This window comes from Alistipes sp. CHKCI003 (genome assembly GCF_900021155.1).
GTDB classification, from domain to species: domain Bacteria; phylum Bacteroidota; class Bacteroidia; order Bacteroidales; family Rikenellaceae; genus Alistipes; species Alistipes excrementavium.
On sequence record NZ_FCNT01000027.1, the window covers coordinates 1 to 13,766 of the forward strand.

Genomic DNA, 13,766 nt, shown 5'->3' on the forward strand with positions numbered 1-13,766 from the left:
GCCTCGCAGTCGCCCCGCCGGCGGGAACTGCTCGCCGCCTGCGGCCTGCCGTTCGAACTCGCACCGAAATACGACTGCGAAGAACGCTACCCGCCGACGCTGCCCGCCGAGGAGGTGCCGCTCTACCTCGCACGCCTCAAGAGCGACGCCTATCCCCATCCCCTCGCGCCGCACGAAATTCTGCTCACGGCCGACACGGTGGTCGTCTCGGAAGGCGCCGTGCTGGGCAAGCCCCGCGACCGCGACGACGCGGCCGCGATGCTCCGGCGCCTCTCCGGCGCGACGCACACGGTCGTCTCGGGCGTTACGCTCCGCACCGCGGAGCGCAGCCGCTCGTTCGGCGCACGCACCGACGTCCGCTTCCGGCCCCTCGCCGGCGAGGAGATCGCCTACTACCTCGACACCTTCCGACCCTACGACAAGGCCGGCTCCTACGGCATACAGGAGTGGATCGGATATGCCGCCATCGAACGCATCGAAGGCTCGTTCTACAACGTGATGGGGCTGCCGGTGCAGAAACTCTACGTCGAACTGAACGAATTTCTCGGATAATCCGACGGAATTCCGTATCTTGCACGACAGAATCCGCAACCCCGCTCCGACCGCACTCCGCGCGCATGCGGGAATGTGCCGAAGCGATTAAACGACTGTAAAACACCAAACCCATGAAACGCACACTGTTCGCCGTACTCTGTACGCTGCTCGCACTGCCCGCTCTCGCAGACGAGGGCATGTGGCTCCCGAGCCTCATCCGATCGCGCATCGGGGACATGCGCTCCAAAGGATTCCGCCTCACGGCCGAAGACATCTACTCCGTCAACCGCGCCTCGATGAAGGACGCCGTCGTTTCGTTCGGCGGCTTCTGCACGGGCGAGCTGATCTCCGAACGCGGGCTCCTGCTCACGAACCACCACTGCGGCTACGACGCCGTGCAGGCGTTGTCGAGCGTCGACCACGACTACCTCACGCACGGATTCTGGGCCATGTCCGCGGCCGAGGAGCTGCCGGCCGAGGGGCTCTTCGTGCGCTTTCTGGTGCGCATGGACGATGTAACGGACCGCATCGCGGCGGGCGAAACCGCCGAGCGGATCATCGCCGAAGCCGAGAAGGAGGGCCCCAACTACCGCGCGACGGTCGAGCAGATGTACTACGGCAACCAGCAGTTCCTCTTCGTCTACCAGCAGTTCGACGACGTGCGGCTGGTCGGCGCGCCGCCCTCGTCGATCGGCAAGTTCGGCGGCGACACCGACAACTGGATCTGGCCCCGCCACACGGGCGACTTCTCCCTGTTCCGCATCTATGCCGGTCCGGACAACCAGCCGGCGGCCTACTCGCCCGAGAACGTCCCCTACCGTCCCCGCCGCCACTTCGCCGTCTCGACCCGCGGCGCCGAGGAGGGAGCCTTCACGATGATCTACGGCTTCCCGGGCAACACCCAGCAATACGTCCTCTCCGATGCGGTCGAATACGCGCAGAAAATCTCCGATCCGACCAAAATCGCCATCCGCACCGCAAGGCTCGATCTGATCGGCCGGGCGCAGGAGACGGACCCTGCGCTGCGCATCTTCTATGCGGCCCGCCACGCCAACATCGCCAACGCATGGAAAAAGTGGCAGGGCGAAGTGCTGGGCCTCGAACGGCTGCGGACCGCCGAGCGCAAACGCGCCTATGAAACCGCGTTCGAAGCGTGGGCCGCCGACAAACCCGAATACCGCGACGTCGTGCGCGAGCTGAAGGCCGAATACGCCCGCATCATCCCGATCTTCTTCAACCTCGAAGTCCTCTCCGAGACCCTCCGCACGCTGCCGATGCCCTATCCCGAAGCGGAACGGACCGATCCGCTCTTCGCAGCGCGCCGCCCGACCGAACGGGCGCTCTGGCGGCTCGCCGTGGGCGAATACGCCTCCCTCTGCCAAGGCGACCGCCTGCTGCCCGCCGTGCGCGAAGGCATCCGGCGCGCAGGCGGCGCCGAAGCCTATGCCGACCATCTGTTCGCCCTCGCGGCGGACGATCCCGCGAGCGAAGAGCTCGCCGCACTCGAAAGGGACATACGCCAGAACGTCGGCGAACTGACCGCCGCACTCGGACTGCGCCGCCTGCGCAATCTCGGCAGCGCCCGTCTGGAGGAGCTCTACAAGACCTACATGCGCGGATTGCAGGAGTGGGACACCGGGCGTGCCTTCTTCCCCGACGCCAACTCCACGCTCCGCGTATCCTACGGCACCGTGGCCGGCTACCGCTATGCCGACGGCGAGCGCCACAAAGCGCTCACGACCCTCGACGGCATCATCGCCAAGGACGATCCGACGGTCTACGACTACGACATTCCGCAAGCCCTGCGCGACCTCTACGCCTCGAAAGCCTACGGCCGCTGGGGCACCCAGATCGAAGGCCGGCGCACGGTCCCCGTCTGTTTCCTCGCCACGAACCAGACCACGGGCGGCAACTCGGGTTCGCCCGTGCTGAACGGGCGCGGCGAACTCATCGGCGTCAACTTCGACCGCACGTGGCGCTCGACGATGAGCGATCTGGAGTTCGATCCCGAGATTTGCCGCAACATCGCCGTCGACATCCGCTACGTGCTCTTCGTCATCGACCGCGTGGGAGGCGCGGGCTATCTGCTCGACGAGATGACGCTGCGGAAGTAGCGGCCGCCGAAAGGCGTCTGCGACCGACGAAAAAAGAGATTCGGCCGGGGAGGCTCTGCACCCGATACGGACAGAATCCGCACGGAATGAAGCGAGAAATCCGATTTTTTTCACCGGATATTTTGCAGAAACCGAAATAGTATCTATATTTGCACTCCCGAAGTCCGTATTCGGGAACGCAAGCCCAGGTGGTGAAATTGGTAGACACGCTACTTTGAGGGGGTAGTGAACGTTTAGTTCGTGCAAGTTCGAGTCTTGTCCTGGGCACAGATAGGGGCCGTCTAACAAGCCCCAAAAATCGGAAATCACCCCTGCCGGAATTCATTCTGACAGGGGTGAAATCGTTGAAATCGGATTTGTCAGACAGCCCCTTCGCTTTTCCCGGCGCGGAGCAGGAGGCATCTGCATCATTTACCCCTGAATCCGGCCGCCTCCGAAGACCGAACTCTCCGGCGCTTCTTTCGTCGGCAGGACCGGAGCGCCGCGCCGCATCTGCGCCCACGGTTCCGCCGCACCCTGCGTCCGGTCGGACCGCAAATCGGGTCCATGGGGAAACGATGCCTCCCAACTCCTCTCGACGGGTCGTCAGGCCGATGTCGATTCCGCAGCCCCTTCTCCAGCGGGTTTCGCGGCTTCGTTTCCCGGGATTGCTCCAACCGCATCGGACCGTTGTCCGCCTCCCGATTTCACTCCTCCGGCACCGGCTCCGCCAGCAGCTCTTTCAACTTCCCGACGATCTCGGGAATCCCGACTTCGCTCGTGTCGAGCGCCAGCTTGTCGGCAAGCGACGAGCTGTAGGCGGCCACCTCCTTTTTCGTTACGCCGTGCCACAGCGGAAGAATGACCTTCACGCCGTCGATCTCACGGGCCACCATGCCGTTCAGCTCGTAATCGGGCCAGTTCTTTTTCATGAAGTTGCGGGATATGACCACGATGCCGTATCTCGAATTGGCCAATCCGTGATCGATTTTCCTGCGGAGGCTGTCCCCGAGCTTCAGTTCGGATTCGTCGTACCAGACACGGCATCCGGCCGCCTTGAGCGCTTCGGCCAGCGGACGGACAATGTCTTGTTTGTCCTCCGAGGCGTGGGAGATAAAGAAGTCGAATTTTTTACCCCTATTATTTTCGTCCGGACGTTCCGCGGGCGGCGTCCGCCCTTCGACCACATCCACTTCGGCCGGAGTGAGTCCGTAGAGGTCGTAGACCATCCGGTCGATTTCAGCTTCGAGGGCCGAGGTGTCGGCGGCGGGGTTCTCGCGCTTGGCTTCGAGAATCCGATCGACAAGGGCGATAAAAGGTTGCTGGTTTTCAGCAATTTTAATCGGTAAAAGTTCCAAATCAGACATCAAAATCTGCGGAAAACCTTGCTGATTCGTAATAAACAACTGATGATTATAATAATCTAACAATCTTGAATTAAGAAGACTTATTAAATATCTATTCGAGACATTTGTTGTGGTCGACCAGCACGAATATAATGTACTTTCTGTAAGTGCTGGGACTTCAAGAAACGCACAACATAAAGCGTCTCCTGTGCGTCGAATAAGAATTCTTGGAACTTGCTGATGTTTAGACAACTTTTTTGTACCTCCAATGATCGATAAATTTTTATAATCCGTATGATTTTGTGATTTAACAACCCACTTAGAAATATTTTTCCCCAGCAAGAATATATCTGGCAAATTCCTTTTTTCTGAAAAAATACATTGAGACCGGTTCTTAACGACCATCCCCTTGAAAATAGTAGTTAGTTCGGCGAGCGGAGTTGCACCACTTGAAACTTTAGATAAGATTGGATTATGGGTTTCGACAATCTCTTTCAGATGATAATTAGAATCAAAATGGTATTTTTTTGTAATCGAATCATCATGTTGCTTACGATAAACAAAAATTAAACTACCCGTTACCGCATTTTCAAAAACATAATCCGTGAAAGTAACAGTTATCAATGTATTACCATACATCGACATAACTCCGGTACAACCTTCATAACTTCTCGTTTTGAACAAGCCTTCTGGGATAATATATGCAATAATAGCTCCCTTTTTCAGTAATTTAGTTATACCTAATTCTATAAAAAGTGTAAAAAGATTTTTAGAATATGAATTTTTTATCGACTCATAATCTTTTATATAACAGAACAATTCAGAATTATCCGTATTATTTTTAGTCAAAATTCGGTACGGCGGATTGGCGATCACGATATCGAATCCCCCGCGGTCGAACACATCCTTGAAATAGGTGTGCCACAGGAAGAACGGACAGTTCGTGCGGTCCAGATGCCCGATGTGCACGCGGCTCGCGCCGACCTTTTCGAGCTTCTCCTGCGTCCGCTTCAACTTGGCCTCCTCCGATTTCAGGTTTTTCTCGTACTTGCGGCGGTTGCCTGCGGCGGTCGAAGGGTTATCGATGAACTCGCGGTTCTCTTTCACCGCCCGCATATGCTGCGCCTCTTCGGCCAGCAATTCCCGCTCCCTGAGGTCGAGCGCATTCCCGATATGGCTCCGGATGATCGCGTCGATCTCTCCCCTGATCCCCTCCTTTTCGGCATGGTCCGTTACCGAGAAGTGTTGCCCGATCAGAGGTCCGAGCGCCCGGCGGGTCTGGGCATCGGCCGGCGAACCGAACAGCAAGCCGTCCGCTTCGGGCTGCACGGCGAATCTGCTCAGGTCGATCCCCTCGAAACTTTCGAGCAGCGAGTTGCCCTGCATGATCTTGTAGTCGAGGTTCGGAAGCGGCTGCGGCTCCTCCTCGTCCACCACCAGCGACAGCCAGAAGCGCAGGCGGGCGATATCGACAGCACCCTGTTCGATATCGACGCCGTAGATGTTCTTCTGGATGATTTCGCGCTTGACCTTCGACGGCGAGAAGGCCTCCCGCCGCTTCGTAAAGCCGTACAGCACCCGGCGGCACTTGAAGATTTCGCCCAGCACCCCCATCGGGAAAGCGCCCGAGCCGATCGCCGGATCGCACACCTTGACCTCACGGAGCAGCGTGTCGAGCCGCGCCGCGACCTTGGGGTTCTGCAGCGCAGGATCGACCTCGCCCGTGCGGATCAGCCGGCCGACAGCGGCGTGAACCGCTTCGTCGGTATGCGTCCGCAAATACTGGATCAGGCTCTCGCGGCTCATGTACTGCACGATCTCCTTCGGGGTGTAGAACGTCCCCTTGTCCTTGTTGTCTTCGAGCAGATTCTCGAAGATGTGCCCCAGCATTTCGGGATCGATGCCCACCTCGCTGTCGTCGGGGTCGTTTTCGTCGATCGTGAAGTTGTACTGGGCGAAAAACTCGATCAGCTCGTCGAAATAAGCATACGGGAAGTCGATCCGGTTCCGGTCCAGAGCATCGCGGTCGAACAAACCGCCGTTCAGATAAGGAATGCGGATGCGGTCGCCCAGCAGCGGATCGGCCAGATCGTCCTCCCGCTTGCGGTTGAGCGTCTCGAAAAACAGCAGTTCGAGCACCTCGGCGAGCAGCCGGTCGTTGCCCTTATGACGGTCGAGCAGCGTGCGCATGTAGTTCGCATCGCCGCCCGTCCACCCTCGGGCTTCGGACGGGACACCCATCCAGCCCTTCTTCTGGAGGAATTGCAGGAAGACGAGCCGCCCCAACAGCTTCTTGACATAATCCCGCTGCCACTTCTCCCGCCCGCCGATATACGCGCAGAATTTCCTGAACTGGGCCTTGTAGCCGTTGAAAAAGTCGGCATTCAGTTTCTCGACCGAGAATGCCTCGTATATGTTTTCGGGCGTAACCCCTTTGTTCCTGAGCAGCAGAAACCGATCGACGGGCGTGCGGTACGTCTCGTCGGGATTGCCGAACAAATAGGTAAAACGCTTGGGAGCCGTCTTCCCGTCGCGCAGATTGCAGATGTACGACAGCCGCCACTGACGGTCGTCGTAATAGACCACCAGCGCGGCCTCGACATCGTAGGCCGTATAGCTTTTGACCAACGAGCGCAGACCGACACGATTCAGCCCGATGCGGTATCCCCTGATCTCGAACTCATACAGACCGATATCGAACCCCGGCAAACGGAGCTTTCCGAGTTCGTAACCCGTAACTTTCTCGTCGTGCTCCGAGGTCAGCACGCGCGCCTCCCGGCGCATTTCCGTCGCACCGAAAAAATCGATCAGCATCCGCTTCCATTTCTCCGAATCGTAGGGCTGCCGGAACAGCTTTCTCAATTCGCTTCTCGGTTCCTCCTGCTGCATAGGTCAGTCTCTTTTTATTCGAAATATTCGGCCAATACGACGCACGATCTGGGATCGCTCCCGGCGCCCGACCTTTTCTCGCTCTTATGATAGCGGATCACGAAAGCCCGGATCGCTTTCTCCACCTCTTCGAACCCGATCTCAGACCGGCGATAACGGCGTTCCAGACGGTTCAGCTCGCGCGAAAGCTTCGTAAAAGTTCCCGCTTCCACGTAATGACCCAAAATTTCGCAATGCTCCTTGGTCGCAGGGTGCTGCCCGCTGCGCCAGATCCATTTGAGGAATCGTTCGGCCGTTTTGGTCGTCTTATCCTGTTCGCTCGACGAAGGTACGGCGTCGTCGAGCATATCCGTAACATCCTTGTCGAAGCGCCTTTGGGCCGCCGACACGCTCTGGTAGTGCCGCTCCGAAAGCGGAAGCGGCTTTTCATCCGGCGCCGCCCGGAACAATGCCGCCGCTTCGAGGAACCCGAGCGGCGCGACCGTGAAGCGCTCCTTCTGCACCGTGAATCCCGGCCGGTCCATACCGGCCGGCTTCGCCGGCGGGGCGTCGTTCGGCTCGACTTTGTAGAACTCCTGTTTGTAGGCCGAACGGACATACACCAGCGCCGTGTCTTTTTTCGGCCCCCCGGTCCGCGACGCGCAGCGCCCCGTGCGGGATTTGACGGGCAGGTTCCGCACGCGCTCGAAATCCGCCGGATGCGCCTTGCGGAACCTGCGCACCTCGTCCAGATATTGCAGCATCTTATCCACATCGTCGCCGATGTTCGGATTGAACAGTTCGAAGCTGCAGAGCACCTCCTCCCGCGAGAAGATCTGCGAGTCCCCGCCATAGGCCGAATGGAAACCCTGCAACTTGGCCAGAATATTCCGGTAGAGCCGGATCTCGGCATCGCCCTCGGCCGACGGATAGAACAGATAGTTATAGATCGTGTCGGCCACGCTGCCGATGCGGTTCACGCGCCCGTTGCGCTGCATGAGGCGCGTGGGGTTCCACGGCGAGTCGTAGTGTACGATCACATTGGCGCGGTGCAGGTCGACACCTTCGGCCAGCACATCCGTCGAAATCAGAATATTGAAGTCGTCCTTGGGCTTGCAGCCTTTCGGACGGGGCTTGAAGTTGGCGAGGATCGTCTCGAAGAGTTTTTTGCGGCTGTCCGACGTCGCGCTCAGAATATCGCTGCGGCCCAAGCGCTCTTTCAAGGCCCGCTCCAGATAGTGCACCGTGTCCTTGCTCTCGGAGAAGATCACCAACTTCCCGGTCGGGTTTTCGCCGGGAGCGAGCATTCGGGTCTCGATCTCTTCGACGAATTTGTCCAGCTTGGGGTCTTCCGTAACCCGCTCCCACTCGTCGATCAGATCGTCGAGCAGAGCGATATCGCTCTTCAGATCGTCGATGAACCAAGGATAGAACGCATCGCGGCGATAGACGAAATCCTCCTTCGAACCGCCGAACTTCTCGATGCCCTTGTCGATGATGTCGTCCAGCTCGAATCCCTTGTCCTGCAACTCCTTCACCTTGAGGTCGGGAGCAATGACGATCTTGTCGGCCTCCCACATGTCGACCATGCCCTGCGTATTCCGCCGGAGGTTATGCAGCGAACGGCGGAACGCCTCGAAGCTGCTCTCCAGACGCTTCACCATGTGAACCCGGTAAATGCCGGCCAGCGCCGCCGAAATCTGCGGCGCATTCGCATAGCGGGCCGCAAAAGCCGGGGTCAGACTCTCGATAGCCTTATAACGCGCGTATTTGAGCCGTTCGGTGAGCACATCCATCGAGGCATTGAACAGCACTTTCAACTTTTCGGGAAGGTAGTAGACCAATCCGCGCGGCTTCTCGATCTTCGGGAAAACCACCCCCTGTTTCTTGAGGTCGTCGCGGTATTCGGCATAATTGAGGATATTCTCACGGGTGCGGCGCACGGTTACTTTGTCGATCACATCCCGACGGATCTGCTCGTAAATCGTCTTGATCGCTTCGATGTCGATCACCTTGTTGGTCGGGGACATCAACTTGGTATAGAGGCCGATGCGGGGTGCGAAATAGTTCTGCAGATTGGGAACGCCCTCGATGCTGCCACTGCGCTTGTCCTGAAACAGCAGCAGCAGATTGTACAAATCCCGGGGACTGATGTTGAGCGGCGTCGCCGACACCAGCATCACCAACTTGTGCACCCCTCCGACACGTCCGATGCGGATGCGGTCGGTCTTGCAGACGCGCTGCAAGTTGTCGTACATATTCGACATATCGCTCCGGAACCGGTGCGCCTCATCGACGACGATCAGGTCGTACTCCTCAAGCGGCAGATAATCGGTCTTTTCCCCGAAAAGTTTCTCCAGATTGCCGCAGGATACGAAATCGGCGTATTTCAGAATGCCGAACGTCTCGAATGTCGAACGCCAGTTGTCGAGCAGCTTCGGCGGGTGCACCACCAGAATTCGGGAGCTGTGCAAGCTGTTCTCTTCGACGAAACGCCGGGCGGTCATCGTGGCAATGACCGTTTTGCCCAAGCCCACCACGTCGGCCAGAAAATAGCCGTTGTATCTTTTCAACATCTGATAACCCTGCCCGACGGCATCCCGCTGATACTTGAGATCCATGAACCCTTCGGGCACATCGAGCGAAAAATCATCTTCGATCTGGTCGCCGAAATAGTCGATCAACAGCTTCATGTAGATTTCGTAGGGCGTAGGCGCCTGTCCCAAGTGCGTCTTCGCTTCGAACCGCTCGATATCGTCGGGCGTAACGGGCAGCCCCTCTTTCCACAGTTTCTCGAACTCGGCTTTGCAGAACGCCACGTCGTCGAAATCCTTCATCGCCACATTCAGTTCGTAGCGCGGCGGCTGCGTAAGACCCAGCCCCGATTCGGAGAAGTTGCTCGATCCCATAATCACCCAGCCGTCGGAATGCGGCGTGTGTTTTTCCGGAAGGAACAGATAGAATTTAGCGTGAAGATCCTTCGTGGCATGAATTTTCATTTCCACCTTGCCCGTCCGCAGATCATCCGCAAGCAGGGCGACCCCCTCCTCGATTTGCCGGTAATAGCCCGCATCGCGTATATCTTCGACAAAATCGTTCTGAAACCGTTCCCGCGCCTGACGATATACCTTATCCCCCGGCAAGAACATCATCGATTTGTTGTAGCGGTGAAAGATATCGTCGATATTGATGCCGACAAGTATCTGAATCTTACCGAGTCCCTGCAACTTTTCACGAATGGCATAATATCCCGAAGACCGGAAATACCCCGCAACGGCATGAAAACTATGGAGCCCCCGCATCTCGGCAAGTATTCCGCTGAACTTGTCGAAAAGGGTATTGGTCAGGTCGTTGGTAAAGAATTTCGAATCTCCCATAATTAGCTCGTTAGCACTTCCAAAATTACACATTTTTCACAAAATCTCGAATCCCGCACCCGATCGATGCGACAATATTCGGTACATCCGCTTGAGCTTCATACGGTATAAGCAAATGCCGGAGGGTTTCCATTTCGCGAGCCGGGATGAATACGTGTACCCCCGAAGAGCATCGGCCGCAGACGAAGAACGGCCCATCGACCGGTTCCGACCGCTCGCGTTCCTCTCCCGCAAGCCGGAACGGCATCGAGGCCGTCGGACCGGAATCCGCTTCTCGACCGCAATTCCCCGGAGCCGGGGTTGTCCTACACATTTTTTACCCCTTTGAGAATTGCCATTCGGGAAAACTCCCGAAGAGCAGTACGGATAAAAAAGGGCTGTCTAAGATTTGTCAGACAGCCCTCTCGATTCTTTTTTTTATTCGTCCGTTTCGATCTTCCCGTCTTGCGCCGCATTCTGCAAGACACGCAGCGGAACATAGAACTTCGTTTGCGTCGGAGTGTAAATGCCGCATGTGATTCCCGAAACGAGCAGATTCAGAAAACTCTGATTGGTCTTTACCACGAAATCGGGCGCATCGTTCACATATTCCGCAGCTTCGAGTTTGTTGCAGCCGACGGGTATCAGACCGCCGATCACATGGTGGTTCCACTGTCGGTTGATTTGCACCAGCGGTTCGTTGGGCTCAACATCCCCATGCAGAACCCGGGTGGAGTAACAGGAGGGCATAATCAGTGCGATGAGAAATCCCCCCCCAGCATAAAAGTCTCTTCATACCTGTAATTGGATTGGTTAGGTTCTGCAAATATAATAAATTTTCTCGTGCTGCACACAAAAACCGTCCGAAACGACGGCCGCATGCCGAATCGGGAGCGGCGGACCCGAAAAGGTCCGCCGCCCGTTCGCTGCGGCTATCCCCCGGCGGATCGCCGGTACGTGCCCTCCCTGCGCATTGCGCGTCCGGAGTGCGGGAAACGCCTCGTCAGAACGTCGTGGTCATATCCTTCGGCACGCAGATGTAGAAATCGGCGTCGCCGAGCTCCTCCTCGTTCAGCCGCTCCGCATCGTCCTGCCGGACGACCTCTACCGTCGCAATCCGCAGACCGGGCCGGAAGCGGTCGAGGTAGGTCAGGATGCCGGCATGAGCCGTCGAGTGGAAGCTTCCGTTCAGATGCACGAGACGCCCTTCGCCGATCCGCTGCGCGATCGTCCACGCCATCGTGGCGTCCTTGATCGCCTGCGCCTTCGACAGATTCTCGGCCTGCCCGGCCTTCATGCCCGGCATCCGCATGGCCGCGAAATAACGGTCGACGCTCTCGTTGGGCACGTAGTCCAGCGGCAGCGGCACGATATACCCCCGGGCCTCGTCCGTCAACCGCTCCAGCGCTTCGAATCCCCCGCGTGCGACCATGTTCGCATAGCGCCGCGGAATGTTCGTGGCGATGACGGGGATACCGTTCGCCTTGGCGAATTCGACGACGGGCGCGTAATCCGTCTTATAGTTGTCCCACAACTTGGTCTCCTTGCCGAAGCGGTCGGCCGAAATCAGGCCGCCGAGGTATTCGTCCAGCACCAGCTGGTCGTCGCGTTCGAACATCTCGGCGCCGACCGCCAGCCGCTCTCCGTGGAGGGCATAGAGGTCCTTGACGATCTCCAGCTCCATCCAATGCGCGACGGGACAGTTGTGGACTTCGCCGATGAAGACGACGTCCCGCTCGCCCAATGCGCGGAGCATCTCTCCGTAGTCGGTCTTGCGACCCTCGGCATCGAAAATGGCGTAGGCCTTCTTCTCCTGCGCCGTCGCCAGCGTCGCCGCGAGGCAGCACGCCGTCAAAACGATCCATTTTTTCATGTTGCTCTTTCTGTTATTCGGGTACATAGATAATTTCTCCGTTTTCGAGCTCATAGGCGATTCCGACCCGTTTGCCCTTGGCGCCCGTGCTCTGCTCCTCGGAGGGCGTGTATTTGTTGATCTTGTTGCCCTCCTTCATGATGATCTCCATGTTCTCCTTGCCGGGATTCTTCACGATCGTGAAATCCTCCTGCGTGAAGACCTCGGTCATGTTCATGTGCATGACCATCGCCACCATCAGCGCGACGGCGAAGACCATCGCCACATCGAACAGGTTGACGACCACGCTCAGCGGATCGGAATCCTCATCCCCGGCAAAGCGGCTCTTGCGACGCGTCGTACTCATGCCTTTCCGTTTTTTTCGTTGAGTTTACGCGCCACGTAATCGAGGTTGTTCACATCCTTGGCATACCAGCGCTGTTTGAGTTGCAGCGACACCAGCCCTACGCCGCTGACGACCAGACCCACGACCGTCGTGGCGAAGACCACCTGCATGTTGTAGGCCATGCCGCCGATATCGCCCGTCGAGAGCCCCACCAGCGCGGGACTCATGGCGATCAGCGTGCCGATCAGACCCAGCACGGGGCCGATCTTGGTCAACAGGCGCGAGAGGATCACGTCCTTCTCGGCCTCGTTCTCGAACTCCGAGATCAGGAAATCCGCATAGTCGGTGCTGGGCGGCGTCGAGAGCAGATCGCGCAGGTAGCGCACGAAGAGCGAGTTGTCCTTCGCGGGCAGCGCCCCGGCCAGTTCGCCGACCGTCTCGGGGGTCAGCTCCTTGATCCGCAGGTTCAGGCGGCTGTCGTTGCGGCGCTTGGTCATGTACTGGTTGTAGATGCCGCCCACGAGCAGCAGCGAGCGGATGAACAGCAGCAGCAGCAGCAGAATGTCGGGAATGAGCAGGCTGTTGGCCACCCAGAAAAGTGCTTGAGAAATTGTTTCCATAAATTTGCGTTCGGTTATTTTTTATTGATTGTCGTTTGTCCGGCACCGGAATGAGACCGCCTCTTCGCGGACATCCTCTGCAAGAGCGGCCACTTGATCCGCCCCCAGCCCACGCCTGCGAGAAAGAGCGCGAGGAAGAGCCCGAAAGCGAAGCCGAGCGCCTTCCAGTTCATCGGCTCGCGCACGGCGGCGTAGGTTACGTCGCCGTTGACGGTCGTCAGCAGACCGATGATGCAGACGAAGAGGCTTGCGAGGAAGTGGATTTCGAGCCGCATCTCCCCCTCGGGCAGCAGACGCAGGAAAAACAGGCGCAACAGCGGCACGAGTACGACGACGGCTCCGGCGAAAACGTAGGAAATCGTCGTGAAATCCGCCCCCGGGAAACCGAATATCAGTTCGGTCTGCAGGTAGAACAGCACGGGAAAGAGCAGCAGGCTCGGATACCACTTGAGCAGACGCATCCACCACCGCTGCCGCCGCGCGCCCTGCAACACGGCGATGCAGTAGGCGAAACAGACGACCGATTCGAGCGTAACGATGACGGCCATGTTTTTCAGCGCCACGGTATTTTCGAGATAGTCGGCCAGCTGCGTCTTCGATTGCAGGATCGCATAGGGATAGGTCGCCGCGACGAACACACCGCAGACGAGGCCGAACACCGCAGCCTGCCACCCCCGCCAGAAGCTGAGCTTGAGAATGCAGTTGACGACGATGAACAGAACGAGTATGCTGATGATGATTTCCATGAGCC

9 protein-coding genes and 1 tRNA gene are annotated in these 13,766 nt (G+C 58.0%); 3 read left to right on the forward strand and 7 right to left on the reverse strand.

What is annotated here, in order from left to right:
- From BN3659_RS04035 to BN3659_RS04045, 3 genes are all read left to right on the forward strand, one after another.
- Positions 1-552, forward strand: a 552-nt coding sequence (locus BN3659_RS04035; protein WP_141682487.1) for a Maf family nucleotide pyrophosphatase, incomplete at its 5' end; no start/stop codon positions are given.
- A gap of 113 nt (positions 553-665) precedes the next feature.
- A complete protein-coding gene (locus BN3659_RS04040) occupies positions 666-2,648 on the forward strand; it encodes a S46 family peptidase (protein WP_091534773.1) in 1,983 nt (660 codons plus the stop codon).
- A gap of 182 nt (positions 2,649-2,830) precedes the next feature.
- Positions 2,831-2,915 (forward strand) — tRNA-Leu (locus tag BN3659_RS04045).
- Positions 2,916-3,334: 419 nt separating this feature from the next.
- On the opposite strand, the gene BN3659_RS13085 is transcribed toward BN3659_RS04045, so the two are convergent.
- The 7 genes from BN3659_RS13085 to BN3659_RS04080 form a co-directional block, all read right to left on the reverse strand.
- Positions 3,335-6,862 (reverse strand): Eco57I restriction-modification methylase domain-containing protein, encoded by a 3,528-nt coding sequence (locus BN3659_RS13085; RefSeq protein WP_171847695.1) that lies wholly within the window; start codon positions 6,860-6,862, stop codon positions 3,335-3,337.
- 14 nt (positions 6,863-6,876) lie between these two features.
- Positions 6,877-10,218: a helicase-related protein gene (locus BN3659_RS04055; RefSeq protein ID WP_171847696.1), complete on the reverse strand. Its 3,342-nt coding sequence runs from the start codon at positions 10,216-10,218 to the stop codon at positions 6,877-6,879.
- 417 nt (positions 10,219-10,635) lie between these two features.
- Positions 10,636-10,947 (reverse strand): Bor/Iss family lipoprotein, encoded by a 312-nt coding sequence (locus tag BN3659_RS04060; protein WP_141682488.1) that lies wholly within the window; start codon positions 10,945-10,947, stop codon positions 10,636-10,638.
- Positions 10,948-11,200: 253 nt separating this feature from the next.
- The gene (locus tag BN3659_RS04065; RefSeq protein WP_224757787.1) at positions 11,201-12,070 is read right to left on the reverse strand and encodes a ChaN family lipoprotein; all 870 of its coding nucleotides are present in this window, start codon (positions 12,068-12,070) and stop codon (positions 11,201-11,203) included.
- 13 nt (positions 12,071-12,083) lie between these two features.
- A complete protein-coding gene (locus tag BN3659_RS04070; protein ID WP_091534780.1) occupies positions 12,084-12,416 on the reverse strand; it encodes a DUF2149 domain-containing protein in 333 nt (110 codons plus the stop codon).
- On the reverse strand, positions 12,413-13,015 hold the full coding sequence (locus BN3659_RS04075; protein WP_091534781.1) for a MotA/TolQ/ExbB proton channel family protein: 603 nt from the start codon (positions 13,013-13,015) through the stop codon (positions 12,413-12,415). Before BN3659_RS04075 ends, BN3659_RS04070 begins: the two co-directional genes overlap by 4 nt.
- Positions 13,016-13,029: 14 nt before the next feature.
- Complete coding sequence (locus BN3659_RS04080; RefSeq protein WP_091534783.1) at positions 13,030-13,761, reverse strand: hypothetical protein; 732 nt, start codon at positions 13,759-13,761, stop codon at positions 13,030-13,032.
- Positions 13,762-13,766 lie beyond the last annotated feature (5 nt).